The 21,630-nt window shown below is 62.5% G+C and carries 22 protein-coding genes; 6 read left to right on the forward strand and 16 right to left on the reverse strand.

What is annotated here, in order from left to right; all coding sequences use genetic code 11:
* Positions 1-123: 123 nt before the first annotated feature.
* From chvE to Q4V64_RS21770, 12 genes are all read right to left on the reverse strand, one after another.
* Positions 124-1,215, reverse strand: a complete 1,092-nt coding sequence (gene chvE, locus Q4V64_RS21715) for a multiple monosaccharide ABC transporter substrate-binding protein (protein ID WP_124441463.1) — start codon at positions 1,213-1,215, stop codon at positions 124-126.
* Positions 1,216-1,896: 681 nt separating this feature from the next.
* A complete protein-coding gene (locus Q4V64_RS21720) occupies positions 1,897-3,660 on the reverse strand; it encodes a recombinase family protein (protein ID WP_124441462.1) in 1,764 nt (587 codons plus the stop codon).
* 102 nt (positions 3,661-3,762) lie between these two features.
* On the reverse strand, positions 3,763-4,212 hold the full coding sequence (locus Q4V64_RS21725; RefSeq protein ID WP_124441461.1) for a hypothetical protein: 450 nt from the start codon (positions 4,210-4,212) through the stop codon (positions 3,763-3,765).
* 27 nt (positions 4,213-4,239) lie between these two features.
* Entirely contained in the window at positions 4,240-4,638 is a 399-nt protein-coding gene (locus tag Q4V64_RS21730) for a helix-turn-helix transcriptional regulator (protein WP_124441460.1), read from the reverse strand.
* 198 nt (positions 4,639-4,836) lie between these two features.
* Positions 4,837-5,664, reverse strand: a complete 828-nt coding sequence (locus tag Q4V64_RS21735; protein WP_124441459.1) for a replication-relaxation family protein — start codon at positions 5,662-5,664, stop codon at positions 4,837-4,839.
* Positions 5,665-5,839: 175 nt separating this feature from the next.
* Positions 5,840-8,029 carry a type IV secretory system conjugative DNA transfer family protein gene (locus tag Q4V64_RS21740; RefSeq protein WP_253267090.1) on the reverse strand — a complete coding sequence of 730 codons (2,190 nt, stop codon included), beginning with the start codon at positions 8,027-8,029 and terminating at the stop codon, positions 5,840-5,842.
* Between the two features lie 359 nt (positions 8,030-8,388).
* Positions 8,389-8,601, reverse strand: coding sequence for a hypothetical protein (locus Q4V64_RS21745; protein ID WP_124441457.1), 213 nt, complete (start codon positions 8,599-8,601; stop codon positions 8,389-8,391).
* Positions 8,598-9,197 (reverse strand): MT-A70 family methyltransferase, encoded by a 600-nt coding sequence (locus Q4V64_RS21750; protein WP_124441456.1) that lies wholly within the window; start codon positions 9,195-9,197, stop codon positions 8,598-8,600. Before Q4V64_RS21750 ends, Q4V64_RS21745 begins: the two co-directional genes overlap by 4 nt.
* A gap of 220 nt (positions 9,198-9,417) precedes the next feature.
* A complete protein-coding gene (locus tag Q4V64_RS21755; RefSeq protein ID WP_124441455.1) occupies positions 9,418-10,125 on the reverse strand; it encodes a hypothetical protein in 708 nt (235 codons plus the stop codon).
* Entirely contained in the window at positions 10,122-11,198 is a 1,077-nt protein-coding gene (locus Q4V64_RS21760; RefSeq protein WP_124441454.1) for a hypothetical protein, read from the reverse strand. Before Q4V64_RS21760 ends, Q4V64_RS21755 begins: the two co-directional genes overlap by 4 nt.
* Before the next feature lie 5 nt (positions 11,199-11,203).
* A complete protein-coding gene (locus Q4V64_RS21765; RefSeq protein WP_124441453.1) occupies positions 11,204-12,043 on the reverse strand; it encodes a hypothetical protein in 840 nt (279 codons plus the stop codon).
* A 91-nt stretch (positions 12,044-12,134) separates the two neighbouring features.
* Positions 12,135-12,356, reverse strand: a complete 222-nt coding sequence (locus Q4V64_RS21770; protein ID WP_124441452.1) for a hypothetical protein — start codon at positions 12,354-12,356, stop codon at positions 12,135-12,137.
* A gap of 269 nt (positions 12,357-12,625) precedes the next feature.
* Between Q4V64_RS21770 and Q4V64_RS21775 the strand changes: the two genes are divergently transcribed.
* A complete protein-coding gene (locus Q4V64_RS21775; protein WP_124441451.1) occupies positions 12,626-13,219 on the forward strand; it encodes a hypothetical protein in 594 nt (197 codons plus the stop codon).
* A 60-nt stretch (positions 13,220-13,279) separates the two neighbouring features.
* The gene (locus Q4V64_RS21780; protein ID WP_124441450.1) at positions 13,280-15,217 is read left to right on the forward strand and encodes an ATP-binding protein; all 1,938 of its coding nucleotides are present in this window, start codon (positions 13,280-13,282) and stop codon (positions 15,215-15,217) included.
* Positions 15,218-15,422: 205 nt separating this feature from the next.
* On the opposite strand, the gene Q4V64_RS21785 is transcribed toward Q4V64_RS21780, so the two are convergent.
* The gene (locus Q4V64_RS21785) at positions 15,423-15,764 is read right to left on the reverse strand and encodes a DNA-binding protein (protein ID WP_124441449.1); all 342 of its coding nucleotides are present in this window, start codon (positions 15,762-15,764) and stop codon (positions 15,423-15,425) included.
* A gap of 778 nt (positions 15,765-16,542) precedes the next feature.
* Here Q4V64_RS21785 and Q4V64_RS21790 point away from each other — a divergent pair.
* Complete coding sequence (locus Q4V64_RS21790) at positions 16,543-17,391, forward strand: hypothetical protein (RefSeq protein ID WP_124441448.1); 849 nt, start codon at positions 16,543-16,545, stop codon at positions 17,389-17,391.
* Between the two features lie 77 nt (positions 17,392-17,468).
* Positions 17,469-17,756 carry a hypothetical protein gene (locus Q4V64_RS21795; protein ID WP_124441447.1) on the forward strand — a complete coding sequence of 96 codons (288 nt, stop codon included), beginning with the start codon at positions 17,469-17,471 and terminating at the stop codon, positions 17,754-17,756.
* 388 nt (positions 17,757-18,144) lie between these two features.
* Here Q4V64_RS21795 and Q4V64_RS21800 read toward each other — a convergent pair whose 3' ends face one another.
* From Q4V64_RS21800 to Q4V64_RS21810, 3 genes are read right to left on the reverse strand one after another with little or no spacing between them, the layout of a single operon-like run.
* Positions 18,145-18,753 carry an ATP-binding protein gene (locus Q4V64_RS21800; protein WP_124441446.1) on the reverse strand — a complete coding sequence of 203 codons (609 nt, stop codon included), beginning with the start codon at positions 18,751-18,753 and terminating at the stop codon, positions 18,145-18,147.
* Positions 18,750-19,076 (reverse strand): recombinase family protein, encoded by a 327-nt coding sequence (locus Q4V64_RS21805; protein WP_124441445.1) that lies wholly within the window; start codon positions 19,074-19,076, stop codon positions 18,750-18,752. Before Q4V64_RS21805 ends, Q4V64_RS21800 begins: the two co-directional genes overlap by 4 nt.
* Complete coding sequence (locus Q4V64_RS21810; protein ID WP_124441444.1) at positions 19,073-19,396, reverse strand: recombinase family protein; 324 nt, start codon at positions 19,394-19,396, stop codon at positions 19,073-19,075. The genes Q4V64_RS21805 and Q4V64_RS21810 overlap by 4 nt, the downstream gene beginning before the upstream one ends.
* 221 nt (positions 19,397-19,617) lie before the next feature.
* Between Q4V64_RS21810 and Q4V64_RS21815 the strand changes: the two genes are divergently transcribed.
* Together Q4V64_RS21815 and Q4V64_RS21820 are read left to right on the forward strand one after the other, a co-directional pair.
* A complete protein-coding gene (locus Q4V64_RS21815; protein ID WP_124441443.1) occupies positions 19,618-20,784 on the forward strand; it encodes a helix-turn-helix transcriptional regulator in 1,167 nt (388 codons plus the stop codon).
* 18 nt (positions 20,785-20,802) lie between these two features.
* The gene (locus Q4V64_RS21820) at positions 20,803-21,531 is read left to right on the forward strand and encodes a 5-formyltetrahydrofolate cyclo-ligase (protein ID WP_124441442.1); all 729 of its coding nucleotides are present in this window, start codon (positions 20,803-20,805) and stop codon (positions 21,529-21,531) included.
* Positions 21,532-21,630: the final 99 nt, after the last annotated feature.

Raw genomic sequence — 21,630 nt, forward strand, 5'->3', positions numbered from 1 at the left:
TTCGGGCCCGAGAAGCTCACGGCGCTCGGTCGCACTCGGCGCGCGACTCCAGCCGACCGTTGGGAGGAGGGTGGCAGTATCGTGGCGAGCGTCGTACGGGCGTATCACGCAGAGGCTGTGCCGCTACTTGAGCTCGTCGGCGGTGAAGTAGCCGTCCGAGACCAGAACCCCGTAGTTGGTCTTGTCGACGGTCGTCGGCTGCAGCAAGACGGCGCGCACGACCTTGACGCCGTTGTTGTATTCCCCTGTGTTGTCTATGCGCGGCGTCCTGCCGGTGAGTATGTCGTCGACCATTTCTGCGGCAGCCCTGGCGAGCAGGCGGACGTCCTTGTAGACGGTCTGCGACTGCTGACCCGCGATGATTGACCTCACCGAGGCCAGTTCGGCGTCCTGACCCGTGATGACCGGGAGCGGCTTGCTGTCGGAGTCGTAGCCGTCCGACGTCAGCGCAGACAGGACGCCCCTGGAGATGCCGTCGTACGGCGACAGGACCGCGTCGACCTGCTTGCTGCCGTACCACTCGGTGAGGATGCCGCTCATGCGCTTTTGCGCGGTGGCCCCGTCCCAGCGCAGGGTGGTGACCTGGTTGAGCTTGGTCTGGCCGGACGGGACGACCAACTGCTTGCTGTCCAGGAACGGCTGCAGGAGTGCCATCGAACCTTCGAAGAAGTATTTGGTGTTGTTGTCGTCGGGGGAGCCGGCGAACAGCTCTATGTTGAAGGGGCCTTTGCCCTCCTCCAGACCGAGCTTGTCGATGATGTGGCGGGCTTCGAGCCGGCCGACCATCTCGTTGTCGAAGGAGACGTAGTAGTCGACGTTCTTGGTGCCGAGGATGAGCCGGTCGTAGGAGATCACCGGAATGTCCGCATCAGCGGCCTGTTGCAGCACGCCGTTCAGCGATTTGGCGTCGATGGCCGCGATGATCAGTGCATCGACGCCCTGCTTGATCAGGTTCCCGATCTGCGAGACCTGGGCTTTCGGGTCGTCGTCGCCGTAGACCAGCTCGGTCTTGTACCCATCGCCCTTCAGGTCCTCGACGAGGCTCTTGCCGTCGGTGAGCCAGCGCTCTGAGGCCCGGGTCGGCATGGCGATGCCGACGGTACCGCCCTCGGAGCTGCCCTCGGAGCTGACCTCGCTGTTCTGGCCGCAGGCGGTCAAGGTGAGGGCGAGGGCGAGGGCGGCGGCTCCGGCGAGGGTGGCTCTTCGGTTGAACATGGTGATCGTTCCTTGTTCTTCGCGTCGTTGAGGGGGAGACGGCGTATCAGATGCCGAGGGGAAGCGGTGAAGCGGGCCGGGCAGTCGGCAGGCAGGGCGAGATGGGCTCGCCGGCGCCGCCGCCCCGAACTTCGGACAGAGCTGTGCGCCGGGGCGGATCAGCTCGGCGCCCTCATGGATCCGCACGCAGCCGCCGAGGTCGTCGGGGCCTTGGTGCACAGGTTCAAGGGCGACTGAACAACCGGCGGACCTACGCTCAGGATGGAGGTCAGGTCTGCCCGGCACGTTGCTTGAGTCGGTGCTCAGGCGCCTCGGGGTCCCGCAGGTCGCCGATCAGCGTTGCTGTGGCCCGGCATCCGAGGCTCGCCGACTCACGTGATCCTTTTGCCGGTGTGCACCTGTAAGTGCGTCAGGCCGCGCCACGGCCTTCCGGCCACGTGCGTGCTGATTCCGGGGAGCACAGGGCACTTACCTTCCAAAGGTTCGAAATCTCGTCACATGTTCGGAATGGTGAGGTGACAGTAAGGGGGCGTGTGCGGAGTGTCAACGGGTCGAACTGGAACGGTTGCAGAAAGGTGTTGGAGATCGTTTCTGGTCTCCACCAGGGCAGCCGCGATGCGCCAGTGGGACGGCGGGAAGAAGGCGGGCGGGGAGACACGCCGCAGTCGCTATTTCCGCAGGTCACAGCCCCGCCCCGAGAAAACTCCTTAAAGCGGGTGTCGCAGGTTCGAATCCTGCCGGGGGCACCAAAGTAGTTGTATTCGAACCTTCGACACCCCGAACGGGGGTCGAAAGGTGAACAGAGAGACCCCCAGCCAGCGTGCTGGGGGTCTTCTTGTTGGCGGACGATGCAGGTCGTTCCAGGACTTCGCGCAGCTTGGCTTGTCCCTCCGCGCGATCAGCCAGGGCGGCCCGACCCGCGTCGAGGACGTCTCCATCGAGCAGCGTGTCGAACGGTTCGGCGTACTCGCTGTGGACGCCGTCCTCGTCGATCATGAGGTGGGTGAAAAACGCCTGGTTAAACAGCCTGCGCAGCTGCGGATCAGACGCCAGGTAGGCGGCGTGACAGTCGCGGGCAAGGTCGAGTGCGCGTGTGAGGTTGGCCTCGATGGCGTCGAAGGTGGCCGTCGCCGCGCCGAGCCTAGCCTCGATGGCCGTGAGCTGGTCGGTGATGCGCTGCTGCTCGCTGGCGATGAGGTCCATCGGCACCGCACCGCTGTAGATCGCTTCGAGAAGCTTCTGACGTTGCGCGGTGAGCTTCGCCTTCTCGGCCACGAGCTGCTTGTGCTCGTCTTCAGCTTCCTTGCGGTGGGTGGCGAGCTCGCTTCGGAGCCCCTCCTCGATGGCGTCGCGGAGTTCGGGGGCGAGTCGGACGGTGCTCCAGTGGTCCTCGACCATTTTCTCGATCTTGGTGATGAGCAGCGCCTTGCGCGTGCAGCTGGTGGTCTTCTGGTGCCGTCCCAGACAGACGAAGTACGGGTAGACCACGCCGTGGCGGTTCTTAGCGTTGGTGATGATCAGGCGGCTGCCACAGTCGCCGCAGAAGACGCTGGACTTGAGGTAGTGCGGGTGGTCGCGCTGTCGCTCACCGACGAGGTTGGCAGCAAGGACATCCTGGACCTTCTGCCAGGTGACCAGGTTGGTGAGCGGCGTGTGGCGGCCGGGGTAGATGACGCCCTGATACACGACCTCGCCCCTGTAGTAGGGATTGGTCAGGATGCTGTGCAGGACGTTGGGCCGGATCGGGCGCGACGGCATCTTGGGGGTCCGCTTCGTGGTGAGCCCCCTGGTTTCCAGCTCGTCGGCCAGCGACCGCAGCGTCCACGTACCGCTCGCGAAGGCTTCGAATGCCCAGCTGATCAGCTCGGCGCGCTCAGGGTCCACCTCTACCGTGCGCTCCTCGCGCCCTTCAAGTGTGCGAAGTACGACGTTCAAGTAGCCGAGTGGAGCCTTGCCCGGGGTGCCACCGGTCTTGGCCTTCTGGCTCATCCCCTTGTGCACCTCGGTGGCGAGGTTGCGGGAGTAGAACTCCGCGATGGACGACATGATGCCGTGGAGCAGCATCCCGGAGGGCGTCTCATCGATGTTTTCCGTCGCGGAGACCAGAGTCGCGCCGGCCTTTTTGATAGCCAGAGTGATCTCTACGTCGTCCACGCGGTTCCTTGCCAGACGATCCACCTTGTGGACGAAAACGTAATCGACGGGGTTCTCTGCGAGGTAGCGCAGCATCCTCTGGAGGTCAGGCCGGTCTGCTGACTTCGCCGACTCCCCTGCGTCGATGAACTCGGCGACGATCACGACGCCGATGCTTTCCGCCTTGCGACGGTTAGCCTCACGCTGCGCGGGGATGGAGAACCCCTCTGCCTGACCACCTTTCTCGGCCTGTTCTTTCGTCGAGACTCGCAGGTAGGAGATTCCTATCTTTATGGCATCAGTTACGGTCATCGCACACCTCCCTTTTCTTCGATTCCCTGTACGCGGTGGACGGATTCGCCTGCACCGTTGTTCGCGTTGAGATTTCTGTTCACAGGCTTCCCTCCTTTCTCTTTACGCCGAGGACGCTGTCAGTTCATGGACCAGCGCCACACAAGCGAATTGCTTGGCCAGGGCGTCCCAGTCTGCGTCACTAAAGGCAGTCGTCACTCGACGGATCGGATGGTCGATGATGTGTTTCAGTTGGTGGAGCACCGTGAATGCCCGCTCGTCGGCCGAGTCGTCTTCACGTACATGGATGTGCCAGTGGCGATTCGCCCAGTAGGTAATTCCGGGTACGGGCAGGCGGGCAACCGACTCCACGACGATGCTCGGGATGAGGTTCGCGAGGTCGGCGGAAGCTTGGCGCGTCGGGCCAGGCAGAAGCTCCCGGAGCAGCCGGGCCTGCTGGGTAGCGATACGGCGCATAGCCGCCATGGAGCTGGCTGGTTCACGACCGAGGTCACGTAGCGCGGCGAGTGCTCCAGGACTGACGGTGGGGGTGGCGTCTCTTGCAGTTTTCATAGTGATCCTCCTCTCCCCATCCAATACTTATTTCTTTGACGGATTCTCCGACTCGTCTTCGAACGGAGCTGGGCCGTTAGGGTCGAGTCCGCGCTCGTCGATGAGGCGCTGGACATACTCGTCAACCGAGGCGATCGTCTCTTCTGGCAGGCCGTAGCGCGTACGCAGATAGGTGCTCATGCTGGGCAGGTCGGATGGGGTGACGTACCCAGCCATAGTGAACAGGTCGGAGGACGGAACTTCGAGCGCTGTCGCCAGCGCCTTGAGCGTGTCCAGCGTTGGAGAGATCTTTCCTTGCTCGATCCGCGTGATTCCGCCAGCATCCAGTTCGGCCCTTCTGGCTAGTTCCCGGACACCCAACCCCTTTGATTGGCGTAAGCCCTTGAGGTAGTCACCGAATTGTTGTTGAGTGTCCTGCGTCACCATCTCGAAGTCTCCTTTATTTATTTTCCCATTTTACCTCTCCCGTTCCTTGAAATCAGCAATTGTTGACAATTCCGCAACGTAATTCCGTGGATACTTTCCGGAGTTCCGGGGGATGCGTGACGCTTACCTATAGTGCGCTCCTTTCTTGAAAGCAAGCTGAGATGCGGGTAGCACTTCAGCTTGCGTTTTGGGGTCGGCTCATGGCGGACCAGACCCCTCGACCGCTTGGTCTGCGTGGTCGCCGAGGATGAGGCCTCTGAACTCGTCGACGACGACCACCCGGAAGAGCCCCGGCTGTACCCCTGTGTCGGCCGACAGGGCGGCCTCCAGGGCCTCACGTCGGGCTGTATCCGGGACGACCCAGGTGACGGCGGGAAACAGGCCGTGTCGGGCCTGGTGGGCGCCCGTGGCCGCGTAGCGCTGGTAGGTCTTGGCCTTGCGGACGACGACCGTGGGGTGCTCGGTGGCGCGGTCGGCTTCGAGAAACCAGTGGTCCTCGTAGTCGCCGCTGGCGGTAACGGCGTAGAGGTCGGGCTTGAGCCACTCAAGCGTGCCGTGCGGGTTGACGAACGAGCGCCAGCACGAAGGCTCTGTCTCGACGCTGAGTAGTTCGATCGCCCTTTGGCCGGCGAACTCGTGTAGCTGTACGGCCAGTTCAGCTACAGCCAACGTGTGCGCTGTAAACGCCAGAGACGGCTCAACGTAGCGTCGGCGTTTCTTCTCGCCGTGAACGGTGCGCAGCAGACGCTCGCCCGTCGAGGCGAGCTGCCAGACGATCCCCGACGAACCGCTGCGCACCCCGCCGATGCGCCGGGTAAGCCGCCCCACCAAGCCGTGCGATTCGAGCCGGACGAGGACACGCATGGTGGCTCCCGAAGCCGCCGTGACGGTGGCGTGGCCCTCTGCGAAGTGCAGGCGGCGGATCTGGGCGGTGCCGAGGAGTCGGTGAGCGCGTAGCGATTCCAGGACGGCAAGGTCACGTTCGGAGAGCCGTAGCAGCAGGCTGGGGACATCGTTCGGACTCATAGGGCACCTCCCGTCCGAAGTCGAAGCAGGTGGCAGCCGCTAGGCCCGCCGCCGTGACCCCCGAGTAGGGGGTCAGTCCCATCCCACAAGGTGGGGCGTAGGCCGGGTGAACTGCGGAAATGGCCTGCTGGCAGGGTCGCGAACAGTCGGGCGAAGACAGGGGCGAAGAGAGACGTCATCGGCGCCTCCGTTTCCGACCGATCTGGTCGACGGCCGTGGACGAGGCAGTCGTTTCAGGCGCCTGTGGCTCGTCGCTTTCCACGACGCTCGTGTCGGGCGTGGGCTGGATCGGATCCGGTGCGTAGTTGCTTCGAGCCGTAGCTCGCACGGCTTCCGGGTCGGTGGTGACAGGCGGAGGCGGCAACGTCTCGACCAGTGCCCAGCCGGACGGCAGACCGTCGGCGACGAGGTTGGCGTAGGCGTGGAAGCGCGGAAGTGCCTGGAAGTCCTCGGCAATCAGGGACCGGGCCAGCTTGGCCATGTCCCGCGCGTCCTCGTACTCGGTGGCGAACGCGATCTTGGAGCGGGCGTTCATGTCCACCGCGGTGCGTAGCGCGGGTGGGAACTGGCTGCGGAACTGAGCAGCCAGGAACCAGCCAACGGACAATGATCTTGATACAGCCAGGGCATCGGCGAGCGACACAGGGAGGTTCAGGAAGCGCGGAGCCTCGTCGATGTAGACGACTCCAGGACGTTTGTCAGCCCCTGGCTCGTCGGCACGCTCCTGGGTGGCCTGCCACAGGTCGGCGATGATGAGGCTGCCGAGCAGCGATGCAGTACCCGGCCCGATGAGTCCCTCATTCAGGGGGACGAGCACGATCTTGTTCTCGCGGAAGATGTCGCGCAGCCGGAACTTGCCGGTGCGTTGGTCGAGCATGTGGATCAGGGCCGGGCGGAGGAGGAACTGCCGCAGTTTGTTGAGCGGTGGCGCGATGGCGGCAGCCTGCGCCTGCGGCGACTGTGCCTCGTACCAGGACCAGAATCCGGCGAGACCAACGTCGCCGTGCACCCGCCCGACCTGCTGGCGACGGAACCTGGGATCGGTGAGCAGCCGTGGCAGATCAACCAAGGTGGCCGGCCTGCTCGGTGTACTGGCCCTGGCCAGAGTGCGGAGGCTGGCCGAAAAAATGTCCGCCGAGCGCGGTCCCCAGCCGTCAGCAAAGACGGCTTCGAAGACCGCCAGGACACCATCGATGACGACGTCGGGATCGCGGCCGGTGACGTCCAACGGATTGAATCCCACCGGGCTCTCGTCGCTGGCGTTCAATTCGACTACATCACCCGTGCGATGCGCTGGGATGCGCGCGAGGATGTCGTCGATGAGCTGGCGCTTAGGGTCAAGCACCGCGACCGGGCGGCCTGCCTCGATGTCCGCAAGGATCAATCGCAGCGCAACGTTGGTCTTGCCGGAGCCGCTGGGGCCGTATGCAACGGCGTGGAATGTCTGATCTTTTGGCCCGATGCCGAGCAAGCGGTCATCGCCGGGTACGGCGCTCTGTGCAAAGACGCGCGGTCCGGTGTGGACGTCGGCGGCGGCGCGGAGGAGCCTCGGGTGTGCGGGCGGGAGGCCCGGAAAGTCACCATCGTTCAAAGGCCAACCGAGCAGACCGACAAGCTCGGACACACCGAGCGACAGCGGCCAATGCCATGGCGAACGTGCCTTGTTGATGTGCTTGGGATGCTCGCGCACCAGGTCGATGTGTACCCCGGGGCTCTGGGCAGTAGAAATCGCGCTGAGCAGACTCCCGATGAATCGGCGGCGCCGGCCGGAATCCGGACTCGACGCACCAAGCCGGATGGTGGCCGCGAACCCCGGCTGTGAGGCGCGCTCTTTGAGTCGCGCCCGCGTCTCGGTGCTGGCCGGACGCTCGCCCTGGGTAAGGAGCTGGAGCAGGGTGGTGCTGGGATCGGGAACGCCCACCGGAACCGCCCGCGGAGCGCGCCGTGGTCCGAACAGCACCTGCACGACGATCTGTTCACCCTGCCGGAGTGGCGTTGCGAGGCTGGAGAGCAACGCCCGGGTGGTGGCCTCGTGATCGTCGCTCCGCAGCGGCAGTGCGAATGGACGGAGATGCAACCGCCCTGCCTCTTCCACGCGTGAACGAGATTCAGTTGTGCCGGTGCCCGGTGTGCTCAGCAGGCTGCCTGGGATCAGGTCACCGAGCATCCGGCGGAGCGCTTGGACGTCGGTGGCTTGGCAACCGAGCAGGTGTCGGATGCCGCCAGGGTCGGCCCGGACTTCGAGAACGACGCGGGGCGCGTCACGGTCGGAGGCCAGGCGGGTCAGGAATCCGGCGACAGCTGCGGGATCCAGTGGACGGGGCAAGTAAAGGCCGGAGAACACCAGCTCGCTGTGGCTACCCATCCAGCTCACCCCTTCCTCACCTCCGTGTCAGCAGAGGCGGCCTCTGCTTCCGGCTGACGGGCGGCTTGCTGGGCCTGGGCCTCGCGTTCCGCCTCGGCCATTGCCAGGCCGATGAGTGCCTTTGCGAGCTTGCGAATGTCGGGTGGGTCGCGGCGGATCCCGCGTACCGTGAACCGGCGCTCTTCGCGCCCTCTACGTTCCTTGTTGTTCCCCCTTCTTTTTGAAGCCATAAGGTCACCTCCTTTCCTTCCGGGTGTTGACTGAAATCAACACCCCACATATCCAGTTATCGTTGATCTTGGTCAACACGTCAACGGAATGAGTGAATTCCACAACGCGTGACCTCCGTCGGGCAGTTGCTACCATCTCGAATGTCTCCACCGCACGATGGCGACTGCGATCCACGCGCATGAACCCAGCGCGATAGCGGCGACGATCCAGGGCAACACAGGGCGCAGGAACGCGACGGCGAGATTGATGGCGATGGCTGCGCCGAGACACAGCAGGCTGGCGCGCAGGACCCACACGAACGGATTTCCCATCGAGGATTCGCCTTTCTTCTCGCTGGTCATATGGCCCGCTCGTCGCGGCGACGGTCGCTGGGCACTGGGTAGCCGGGGAGCGACACGTCGGCGTCGATCTGGTTGCCCCACACGAACCAGGGCGAGTTGCTCGGTGGCCGACGCCTGGCGAACAGCTCCAGGTACGGGCCGGGCGACAGGCGCTCGATGAGCGGGTACTGCTCTTCGGGCTTGTGGGAGTGGTCTTGGACCGGGGCGGTGATCCACGTCGGTTGCGCACGGAACTGGACCGGCGCCTTGCCACGGGTGGCGAAGAGCAGGTGCTCGGTCGCGTTGCGCAGGTAGACACCGAGACCGAGCCGGAACTTGATCCAGGTCAGTGGCGACCGGACGGTGAAGCCCCAACTTTCGGCGACGTCGTAGCCCTCGCGCAGCGTGGCGTTGGTGACCCACAGCCAGAGATGAGCGTCGTCCTCGGCCAGCTCGGCGACGGGCATGGCCTTGATGCGCTCCAGGGTCATGAGCGGGTAGTGTCGCTCCGCCCCCCGTCCGCCCTTCTGCTGGATGTCCCATGGAGGGTCAGCCAGGATGGTGCGGAACCTACGCGGGACGTTTGCCCCGGTGGATTCGTTGATGGTGTTTGTCATGTCGTTTTCTCCTTTCCGTCTCCGGCGATCGCCGGATGTGCGACGTGCCGGAATCTGCTTCTAGTTATGAAGCTGGACTGCGAGTTAGGAAATCGTCGACTCGGTCGAATGATCGCCCGAATATTCGGCCTCGCAGAGCGGCCTTTCCCCGGTTCCTGGTTGATGCACGGGCTACGAGAAATGTGTTGTGGAATCGGCTACGACCCAGTCAGAGAGCACGTCACATCGGCGCGTGTACGTGACTTCCGGGGCGTCGGGCGACAAGGCTTGAGAACAAGGCTCGCGCAACCGCGCCGGGCGGATCGTCCCGCTCGATATGAGTCACGGTGATGCGCTCGTCGAGCACTCGTGAGCCCATGCGGTTGCCAAGAACTACCGCGTGAACGTCACCGGGGAACCCCGCCAACTCGGCAAGCACGCTGGACGGTTCAGGGTCCAGCAACCAGAAGTCCGAGAGCACAACGAGCGTTGCCGCGTGATCGGGGTGGGCATCGGCAATCGCGATCGCTCGGCGGAGGCTGGGGCCAAGCTCGCTCGTACCTGCACCGTCCGGCGGAACGTGGAGGCCGGAGCGCAGCCTCGCAAGTCCGCGCCGGGTGATCGGGGTGGTACGGACTTCACCGCTCGACGGGGTGTCGAAGTGCAGCACGGCCCCCAGCTCGTGGCGCGCACCACGACGAGCAACAACCGAGAAGGCGTGGGCCACTTCGGCAAACCGGTTCGACAGGGGGTCGGTTCCGATCGGGCTGGTGACCGACCCCGAGTTGTCGAAGTCCGCAATGAGCAGCGTCGGCACGGTAGCCGGACGGCCAGCACTACCGAGCAGGTAGTCCGTACGGGCTCGTCTGGCCGGCGTGCCCGGCGTCGGGCATCCAAGTAGGCGACTGCCGAGAAGCGTGCTCGGAAACAACGGACCGATGCGCTTCACGCGGCACCTCCTCGACGCGTACGCCTCCCGATAACTCCGCCCTGTTCACCGACCGGAAAGCCGTGTCCGAGCACCTGCGGGTTGCGGCGCTGCACCCTCCAGGACAGGGACTCCACCCGCTTGCCAGCGGCCTGGCCGCGCAGCTGGTACTCGTCCCGGATGGAACGCGCTGCCTCCTCGGCCTGCGCCTTGTCCCTGAACGCCGATGACTTGACCAGCTTGAGGTATCGCTGTTCGGCCTTCTGAGCGCGCTTGGCCATTGCCGCAAGCAGGTCTGCCACCTCGTCGGCGGCCGAGTAGCCGAGCAACCCCGACCCGATCGCCGTCGCCGCAGCCAGCAACCCGAACGTCAGCCCCGAGGCACTGCCCTCAATGCTGGCCCGCAGATTGAAGATGCCGACGGCGAGCAGCGCTACGACGACGAGGGAGAAGAAGCTGATGAGCGTCACGATGCTGCCGCCGTTGTCGGTGTCCGCGAACAGTCGCGCATACCGCGCCTCGTCCTCGGTCAGCGACTCGGGATCGCGCTGTCGGGCCTTGGCCATACGGATGTACTTCAGCTCGGCCCCGACCAGTCCGGCGCAGGCGGCGGCCAGGCCGGAGGCGAGTGACTGCCCGAACGCGATTGAGGGAACGTCGCCGTTGGTGACCGCCGCCGACCAGACGCCTGCGGTGTCACCGAACCAAAGCACCGGCCAGCAGATCCAGTAACGCAGCTTCGCTCCGGGCTCCCGCCGTGTATGTGGGGTCAGGACCCACGCCGCGTGCTGGTAGTCGGCCCGTGCTTGGCGAACCTCGTGCTCCTGCTCCGACAGCAGGAACTCAGTCCCCGCGGCCACGCGGTCCAGGCTGTGTGCCCGTTCCTGGAACGGCCGGGCCGCGCGCTCGCCCTCGGCCGGCCAGATCAGTTCCTGCTCGTCGGCCAGTGCGTGATACTCCTGCTCGGCATAGGTCACGCCGACACCGGACGGGCGGGCGTGACCGCCGACCTCGTCCAACCGGGGCAGCGAAACCGCGTCGGCTTCCTGCGTCCATGCGTCCAGGGGTGCGGTCGTTTGACGGAGAAGCTTCACGGCAGTCACCGGCCCTCGGAGGTGTAGTCGGTGACGGAGACACACTTCGCCGCGCCGGTCTTCTTGCACAGGGCGTCATAGAAGTTGACCAAGCCCTCGACGATGTCTGAACGAGGCGGCGAACCGGCTACGCGACCGAGACCAGCGACGGTCACCGAAGCGCCAGGGAGCTTCGGCACGTCCGTCTTGTTCGCCAGCTCCACGGCCTCCTGTTTGCTGATGGCTCGCTTGCCAAGATCGACGCCGACGTTCTGGAAGCCGTCTGTGAGTAGGACGAGGTGCAGGCGAAAGCCCTCGCCGACTTGGTTGCTCCACTCACCGGCCAGCCGGTACTGGGCCGTGATGTCGCTACCCTTGCCCTTGAGGCTGGCGACCGCGGGCCCGTATGCGTCCCGGATCCCGGTCATGGCGTCGTCGACTACCTTCGCGACCCGCTTGAGCCTGGCGTTGTCGGTAGCGCCGTGGAGAGGGAGCGGCCCGTCGAAGAGCATCGCCGTGGCCGCACTGGATGCAGAGAAGACGGTCACCCGTAGGCGGCCGGAGCAAATGGCAGTGGTGCGGACGATCTGCTCGATGGCGGCCATCCGCTCCTCGGTGATGACCTTCGAGGCGCTCGACCCCGTGCCGTCGATCTGAATGTCCGAGGCGGGCGGCGCGGCTGCATCGCACGAGGCGAGGATCCGCTTGTCCTGGGCGAGTTTGCCGTGCGGGGACGAGCCGACGGAGCAGGCGCTCGTGGTCGTCGCGGCAGCAAGTGCAACGACCGTAGCGAGCCGAAGTCGCCGTGACAGCCGAGACGGCGCGCGGCGAAGACGAGCGGTCGTGGTGTGAATGGTGAGGCGCATAGCAGGACCTCCTCTGGTGATGTCGTGTGTGCCTGGGGGTGTTCCGGGGTTGGGGCTCCAGAAGGAGCCCCAACCCCGGAAGGCGTTTTAACTACGCCTGGTTCGCGCCGCGAAAGCGCTCCGGCTTGTGTCGCCGGTTCTGCTCGCGACGGAGGCGATGACGTTCCTTGCCGTCGCCGGCGGTCTGGACCAAGGAGACGTCACCGTCCTTGCGGCTGAGGCTCTTTGCGAGGCTGATCATTTCCTCTGTCTGCTGTGCGATCTGGGCGCGTTCGGCGTTGTGGATTCGGGCGATGTAACGGTTTCGAGGCATGGCGGTGCTCCCTTCGATTACGGGTGAATTGGTGGTGCCGGGCGTTTCCTCCGTTAAGGGGTGTCGCCCTCGCAACATCAAAATTAGGCACCAGCGTTCGGGAGCACCATGGTTTGCCGCTCGACTTGGCGCTCACGTTGTGAGCGCCAAGTCGAGCGGCAAGTTATTGACCTGAAGAGAAACGGCACGCACGCGCACACACGATCCTTATATGCCTTGAAAAGGCGGCCAAAGAATGCCATAGTTGATCTTGAAGGAATAGATTCACCATGGAACACGAACCAAAATCATCAAGAGAATTACCAGAATGGCAAACCTTGCCAGCGACAGAATTCAAGCCCTCTCCGGAGCGCCTCCAGGAATTACCTCCCCAGACCTTTAACGTCGAGCAAATGGAATCTGGACAGGTAGCTGCGTTAGTGATGGCGCTGGAAGCTGGAATCGACCTCGCAGAAAAACCCGAAGGGAGTTACATCCGGGACAGCGGAGGAGGACGCGGCGGAATCGATGAACTTACTAGCCTTTTGGAACGTGACCTCACATGCCTCCCTGCGCGAAACTTAGAAAAAGCGCGAGAAGTTATTTTTGCACTCGCCACCCACAAACACTATTTCGTTCGCGCAGTGGCTGGCGACGCCATCTCCTCACTTTTTCGCTTCCAGCCAGTCGATGATCACCTTGCGCGACAACAGGTGATCGACGTATGGGTGGGACTTCTACAAGACGAGGACGAGGTGGCTCGCGAGGGCGCGGAAGTGTCAATGTCTCGGACAGTCGATTCCGACTGGATCGATGAGCCCACGGCGCGGTATCTAGACAGCAAGCTCCCGCCTGAGTGGCAACGCGAAGACTGGTGGACGTAGCGCGAGGCCCGTTTCCCAGCGTGTACCGCTGGCACCATCCTCGTGTCGCATACTGGTCTGGTGACAGTGGACAAACAGCGAGTGGTAGCCGTGGGAGCCGAGCTTGCCGCTGTGGCAGGACGCCTCACCGAGCGAGTCTTTGAGCCAGTGGGAAACCAGCCCCCGCTGCCTATACCGAACCTCCGTTTCCTCGCCGCTCATCACTTTCCAGATGAGTGGCAGCGGGACCGCGTCGTCGCGCTGGAAGCATTGTTGAGACGGGGCAGCTCGCACCTCAATGGCTTATTTGCAGAAAGCCTCATGACCGTCCAGGAAGCCGCCTTGCGACTTTTTAATCTTGACGGCGGCGCAGATTTCCCTACAGTCAAGAAGAGAGATCTTGGCTATCTCGGGCACGACAGCGACAAGAAGTACAGCGAATTGCGCAACGATCTGAAAAAGAGGGTTGACCCCAGGGGAGAGTCGACCTTTGGAAGAGATCTCAGGAAGCTACGACTTTCCCTGGCTCGAGTACTCCTCGACCCCGACTTCCCGTTCGAAGGCGATACCGCAGGAACCGAAACGTTCATCAGCGATGGCAACGTAGCCGACGTTTCAATTCCGGCACTTCCTGGAGCGCACAATGTCGCAAGGTTCCAAAACTTCGATGCCCGCTACGCAGCCCGCCCAGAAATACATGCGCAGTTCAGAATCATTATGGAAGCAGGAATAAAATGTGTCCTACTAACTGGGCCTGCGGGTATGGGGAAGACCCGCCTGGCAACAGAAGTCCCCAAAGAATACGCAAGCAGTGATGAGATATTGCACCTGCGGGCAGATACAGTAGATTCGCTGAGTTTGGACGTGCTGGCAGCAATGCACAAGTACGGGCTGACCTCCCGAATCTCCTCAACAATCTCAGTCAATCACTGCATGGCTGAGCTGCTAGCTTCGCCGCAGGGGCCGATGTTCACCATTATTGATAACGTCGAGTCTCCAAGCCAGCTGCTAAATATAGTGCCGAGCAGTTTGCATTCGACGGTGATAGCAACATGTCGCACATCTACTCGCTTGCCTGAGGGATGGAGTGTTATCAATGTTGGCAGAATGACAGAGGATGAATCATGCGACATGATAGCGAGGGCGCTTCCCGATTTGCGTCAACATGAGGTGCGCGACTTAGCAGTGCACCTACATGGATATGCTCTGGTTACAAAATATTCCTGTTTGCTTCTCGAGCATGGTCACCTCTCGGTTCTCGACTTCATTCGAGAGTTCGGGAGAAGCCGGTCAGGGTTTCTCGCCAAGGTGCCGTCTGGGCGAGAAGAGCTGCTCGGCGACGTCTTGAAGCGTGTCAGGGAGCAAGTGAGGCACAGAAGCATCGATGCCGACTTCCTCTTGTCTTGCCTCGGGACCATCAAAGATATTTGCGGCACTGCCGCCGATGTTCCGCATAATTACCTTTCCGCATGTCTCCAGATTGCCCATGGCGTTAGACCCAATCGGGACGGAACAACATTTGAGTACGCTATTGCTTTACGGACACTCCAGGACTTTGGTTTTCTCGAGCGAGAAAATCTCGGATGTTTTCAGACTCATCCACTCATCAGTGAACTAATGGTGACGTTGGCGGAGGATAGCTTCGCCAAAACCTGTCCGATTTTGATGCGCGCCCACGCGAGCTCGCTACCGGAAGGAACTTTGTCCAGTAGGGGCATGTGGTTTAAGAAGAAGAGCTATAGCGACGCGCTCGCAAGCGTCATTGGCCATTCGGCAACTAAAGAGCTCGCGTACCTATACCTCGATCAAACACTGACTCGATTTGGATTAAATCAAAAGAATCTAACATGGCTCAAAAAAAGGAAGCGGCCTAAAATTGATTGGGGAGACGGGCGTATGGCCTGGAACCTCATCGAGGGCCCCGGAAAGCCACTACGCCTCATCCTCTGGGAAGATGAAGTAATCGGTGGGCGCAGAAAAACTTGGGAGGAATTCCGCAAGGATTTCCGAGTGGAATAGCATCGCAATCTCCATCAGGCTAACGCAGCACCATCCCAGGCATTCATCATCGTGCTGCGCCTCGTCAGGCAATACTGTTCTCACCTGGATTGCGGGGTATTTTGAAAACAGGCGGGACCCCGCCCAGGAAACGACGCAAATCGCATCCGGGCAGGCTCCCGCCTTGTGCCTCCCCTGAGCTCACGCTCGAAGGTGAAGCAGTGTGTTACTCGTCGGAGGTCTTACCTCGGCGAGTAGCCGGACGGCCGGCGGGAGCCGACTCTTCAGTCTTCTCCTCCGCGGTGTCCTCGGCACCGAAGATTGCCGAAATGGCGTTGCGGCGCGTCTGCGCCTCCCGCTCGATCTCGGCACGGATTGCCGCTGCCTTCTGAAGGATGGCCGGGTCAGACTTGGTCTTCTCGACCCAGTGCTCCAGGGCGACCCGAATCTCTTCGGTGGTGCTGCGACCGGTGATCTGCGCGACAACGTCCAGCTGTGCTCGCAGGTCTTCGGTGATCCGGACAGCCAGCGTGCGGAGCTGGCCTGTCCCTGTTGGCTGCTCGCTCATTGCGAGCCACCTCCTCGGTGAATTGCGGCCGACGAACCCAGATGGTTCATCTCGTGAAGCCGCAGGACACCGACGAGATACTTACGTGTTGATTTCGGTCAACACTTCTATTTATGAACCATGTGTTGATCGAAGTCAACACTTTCTCAATCGAGTTGTGCATATTACGGCGTTCTGCCCCTGATCCGGTTCGTGTTCGCGAGGACCGATACCTCAGCTGTCAGTGAGACAGCACTCTGTTCGCCCGAGCAATGCATGCCGCCCGGGGTCAGCGCCCGCGGTCGCTCCTGGCCACGACGCTTAATGCCTCAAGAATGTGTCGCGCACACCCCGATGCTTCTGTGGCTGAGAACGGGCGCGACCTTTGTGTTGTGCTGTCGTTGTAAATTCTGCTCTCTGCAAGCTGAGGAAAATATGTCATTAATAGTCTTCAGGTATGGCGATAGCTACCGTTGAAACTCCGCCTCCCGTCTCATGCTCCCGGATGGTCGAGGCGGCAATCCAGCCAGATCAGAGGGTTTTCCATTATCCCCTCCACTGCCAAATTGAGGCCAATGTCGGTAATGCTTGCAATTAAAGTGAATTTACCTCATAATTCCCCGACAGTGAGAGCGGGTACGAAATCCATTCGCACTCCGTAATGCCACGTCGTTTCGGTCAGATGCCGGGCGACTTGTTGGCGTGAATCTCGCACTTTCACAACCCCTACACCCAAACCCCGGGGAGCAGAAGAATGCCTTCCATTCGCAACCGCTTCATTCGCAAGGTGGCCATATTGATGGCCCCCCTCACGATGGCTTCGGCCGTCATGCTGGCGGCACCGAACACGGCCGCTGCCGACACCATCGACACGGTCACGTCGTCGGAGGTAGCCGCCGCTCTGAGTGGCACCGAGTCCGGAAACGGCGACCTGGTCGCCGAGCCGGTCAAGTCCGCCGTGGACTCCGACTCAGCCGCCGTCGTCACCAAGAACGGCATGACCACCGATGTCCCCAAGGACCCGGAGGACGGCGTGTCCCTCGGAGCCGACGGTGCGCCATCGGTGATCATCGGACTTCCGAACGCCGACGAGGCCAAGGACGCCCAGCGGACGGACGACGGCAGCATCATCTACGCCGGAACCGACGGCAGTGCCCAGGCGGTCATCCCGACCGCCAGTGGCGCTCAGGTCCTGACCACCATCGCCAACGCCGACGCCCCGACGCGGTACACGTACGACGTGACCGTGCCGGACGGCGGCAAGGTGGAACTGACCGACAACGGCGAGGCTGTCGTCTTCGACGGCAGTGGCGCTGTGATGCTCGTGGCTCCCGTGCCGTGGGCCGAGGACTCCAAGGGCAACGCCGTCCCGACGCACTACGAGACGGACGGCAAGAGCCTGACGCAGGTGGTCGAGCACAACACCGGGAACTACGCGTACCCGGTCGTCGCCGACCCCTCGTTCTGGGGCTTCGTCGGCTGCATCCTCGGCACCGGCCTGCCCATCGGGCTGGCCATCGCCGTGGCGTACGCCCCGAACACGTGGGGTGCCATGTTCTCCGTCCTCCGGGCGATGAACATGCAGCCCATGAACGCGACGCGTTACACGAACATGGTGTGGGGTTGGTGCCGTAAGGCCATTTGGTAAAGCTTCGGCTGACCAGAGGGCGATGTGGTGTTGAAAGACACCACCTCGCCCAAAACCAACACTAAACAGGAACCTATATGACAGTAATTATCAACTCATTTATGGTAGCGGGTATCATACTCTCAATTTTATTACAGCAGTGGAATCTGAAATCCGCTCGAGTCAGGATCGCTGTGATTGCATGGTGGGCCATCTCCGCCTTTGTGGCAATTGCGATCGCAGTTGACCTTGCACTTAACGCCAGCTTGTTACAGGCGACGTTCCCAGTCATCGCTGCACTCCTATTCCTGATCGAGGCAGCGGCTGCTTCAAAGTGGAAGCTAGGTGAAAAATATCCGCCTATTCAGGATTGGTTTAAGAGGTAGGTGCACGACATGGATGGACTCGGCGAAACACTTCTCACGTTTTTCTTAATGTTCTCATTGCTGCTTGCTATTTTTTCTGGCCCAATCATAAATTGGTACATGCGTAAGCGTAACGAGCAGACTCGACGCAAGTAGGGTTACAAACTCCAGACTTCCCACCTCCTACTACCTAGCACAGTGCACCTTTGCTGCATAGGTCAAGGTTTGCAAGCAAAACATACTGCATCAAAGGGAAGGGGGGTGACTTGCTTCAGTAATAGTGCAGCTTCACTTGATCAGCTTGATTGCGACGAACGCCCCGTGACGATGAAAGTCACGGGGCGTTCGTGGATAAGGACCGATGTGTCAAATCAAGGACGGCCGCCGGCCTTCGCTTGAGTCGTGTGGTTCAAATCGGCTGCGGCTCATCCCATTGGTACAGAGCATCAAGGAAGCGTTGCAACAGTGCCTCCTCTGCCATCGTGTGAACTGGCCCCTTGGGTGGTTTGGTGGCTCCCGGGATGCGTACTGGCATGGTGGTGAGTGGTGGTGTCTTCGCCGCCCTGTCCAGTTCGAGTTCTGCCCACACGATTTTCCCTCCGGCGTGCGGGCGGAAGACATCCCACTGCTTCGCCATCGCCCCGATGAGCAACAGTCCGCGTCCACCTTCGGCATCGTCGCCGGGGCTCTCCGTTACGGGTACGTCAGAGCTTCTGTCCCAGACGTCCAACACCAGGCTCGTACCGGTGGCGCGGAGCTGTACCCCGATGACTTGCTCCGCCGTAATTTCCCACGACTTCGCTTCCGGGTCGGTGAGCCCGGTTGCCCGCAGAGCATTGGTGACAAGCTCCGACATCACCAGCTCCGCCGTCTCAACGTAGTCGGCCAACTTCCACCGTGTCAGCGTCAGCCGGACGAGCATCCGTGAGCAACTGGCAGCCGACGGTACGGCTGCCAGTTGCAAGCTGCTGGTGTAGACCCAATCGCGGTTCGGCGGTGCCTCTTGTTCCTCGGTCACGAGGCGGTCACCTCGAAGACCTCGGCGCCTGCATCCAGTTCCAACTTCATGAGCAGGTGAACCTGCAACAGCGGATGAAGCGCCAGATGATCCATGGTCGGTACGACCACGTGGTGGCCACCGACACGGGTGAGTTCAGCGACCAACGCCGTGAACACTCTCGTGCAGCCGGGTTCGAACTCTTGAAAGGTCTGTGCGTATCGGTAGCCCTCGGAAGCGGCGAAGCGTTGGAGGTCAAGCTCAAGGACGTGGAGCTCCTTGTCCGTCTGGCTTCGCTCGACTCGCATGTACCCGTAGATCAGGGGACGTTCTTGGTCGGTCACGCGCGCCGCCCCTGAACTACCCAGATGCGAGCACCGGTTTCCTGTTCGATGTGCTGCGTCATGGCCTCCTGGAGGCCGGGGAGTCGGGCGAAGTGCCAGAGCGAGGGGACGATGATGTCCTTGACCTCGTGGTGCTTCAAGGCGTCGAGCATCACGGAGAAGGCAGATTCCGAACACCTGATGTTCTCGGTGAACACCTGGTCGAGCGCGAAGCCTTCGCGCTGGGCGTACTGGGCCAACTCGCGCTTCACACGCTCGGATTCGTCGTCTGCTTCGTCGCTGCTCACGACGCGCATGTAGCCGTAAATTGCAGGTCGCATGAAGTCCCCTTTCGCCGCTTCGAAGCCGGTCCAATGGCGGGCTTGGGGCCAGGCGCCGCTGGACCGGCGTAACGGCCAGAAAAGCCCCTTGACCTGCGGAAACCCAGAGCGAAGGAGGGGCAAGAACGACGCAAAAATGAGGCAAGGGCGGCCTTGACCTGCGTAAACGGCCCCCGGGTGGCTATGGTGGGTACGCCCCCGAGCCCCGGGAGGGAAGTGCGATGGCGGCCAAGCGCATGCGGCTCGCTCAGCGTCGCAAATCTGCGGGCTACAGCCAAGACAAGCTCGCCGAACGACTGGGCATCGAGCGCTCGACGGTCGTGCGCTGGGAAACAGCCGAGAGCGAACCCCAGCCGTGGGTGCGTCCCAAGCTCGCCGCCGCGCTCAACGTGACGCTCGACGAGTTGGAGTCCCTGCTCGACGACGTGACAGTCATCCAGGTGAAGCCCAGCGAGCGCATGAGCTACGTTCTGGAACACCCTTCGTCAGTTGACCTGGTGGCAGTCGCCTACTTACACGAGCGGATTCGCCAACTCGACGAGCGGTACGACAGAGCACCTTCGACGGCCCTGCTCGGACCCGCCGGCCAGGTCCACGGGCAGGTGAAGTTCCTTCGAGAGAACGCGACCAACCCCCGCGTGCGCAAAGCCCTCTTCGAGGTCGAAGCCGAGTCGGCCACGTTCATGGGACAGCTCGTCTGGGATGTAAGCCAGCGGCGCGACCACGACGCACCTGTCGCCTACCTGGATGAGGCGGTGACCGCGGCCCGCCACGTGCGTGATCCGTACGCCGAGGCATACGCGACGCTACGCAAGAGCTTCGTGGCGCTCTACGGCGAGAAGAATCCCCTCAAGGGCGCGACGCTCGCGGGACAGGCGGCGGAGGTCGCACGATCCGCCAGTCCTTCCCTTACCGGGCTGAGCTTGCTTCACGTGGCCGAGGGCTACGCCATGAGCGGCGACCTCAAGTCATGCGAGGAGGCGCTGACGAAGGCAGAGGCACAACTCGACCGGGTCAGTGCCGACGACGTAGCGGCTGAGTACTACACGATCAACGAGTTCAGCCGCTTGTCCGGGTCGTGCTACCTCTTCTTGAACCTGCCCGAGCGGGCCGAGCCCATTCTGCGTATGACCGCCAGAGCGCTCGCCGCGAAGCAGAAGAGCCAGGCCATCGCGCTCGGGAATCTCACCTTGTCGCTGATCCGCCAGCGCAAGCTCGACGAAGCGGCGACCACAATGCACCGGACGATCGACGCCGTGGAGCTGACACGGGGTGGCGGCGGTCTTAATCTGGCATTCGCCGCTGGTCGAGAGCTTCGCGAGTGGCGGCACGAGCCGTGGGTGCAGGACGTCAACGACCGCCTTCTGGCTCTCATGGCAGCTATCTAACGGGACCGGTAGGGGCACGTGAGCGACATCGACCAGGCCAAGGAAGCCGTCCGCGACCAGGTGTGGCGCCTGCTCGAACGTGAAGGCGCTGTGCCCGAAGACTCGTACGGCAAGATCCCCGGCTTCTACGGCGCGGAGGCGACGGCTGAGCGCCTGGCCGAGCTGGAGGTGTGGAAGCAGGCCCGGACGGTCAAGGCGAACCCCGACTGGGCCCAACTACCGGTCCGCATCCGCGCGCTCCAGGACGACAAGCTGCTGTACATGGCCGTGCCGAGGATGGCGAGCCTCCAGCCGTTTTTCATGCTCGACCCAACGACGCTTGAGATACCCGCCGAGGAAGCAGCCGAGAAGAAGGGCGCCGCGCAGGTCGCCCGTCGCATTGGCGTCGAGGACATGCAGCCGATCGACATCGTGATCTGTGGCAGCGTGGCCGTGAACCGCTCCGGGGCGCGCATCGGCAAGGGTGCCGGGTACTCCGACCTGGAGGTTGCGCTCCTCATCGAGGCGGGCCTCGTGACGGACGAGACGGTCATCGTCGCGCCCGTCCACCAGCTCCAGGTGGTCGACGAGGAGATCCCCGAAACCGAGCACGACTTCAGTGTGGACCTCATCATCACACCAGGCGAGGTGATCCAGTGCTCGGGGCGGCGCCGGCCACAGGGGCTCGTCTGGAACGACCTGACAGCGGACAAGATCGCAGCGATCCCTGCTCTCGCCGCACAGGCAAGCGCTCGTCGTTCTAAATAGAAGCCGCGCGTACGACCTCCGCACACAGCGGGGTGCGGAATACGCGGCATCCCTACCACCAAGCACGTTAGTGAGTGGAAGTAGAAATTTCACACAGAG

Source organism: Streptomyces sp. NL15-2K (assembly GCF_030551255.1).
GTDB lineage: Bacteria > Actinomycetota > Actinomycetes > Streptomycetales > Streptomycetaceae > Streptomyces.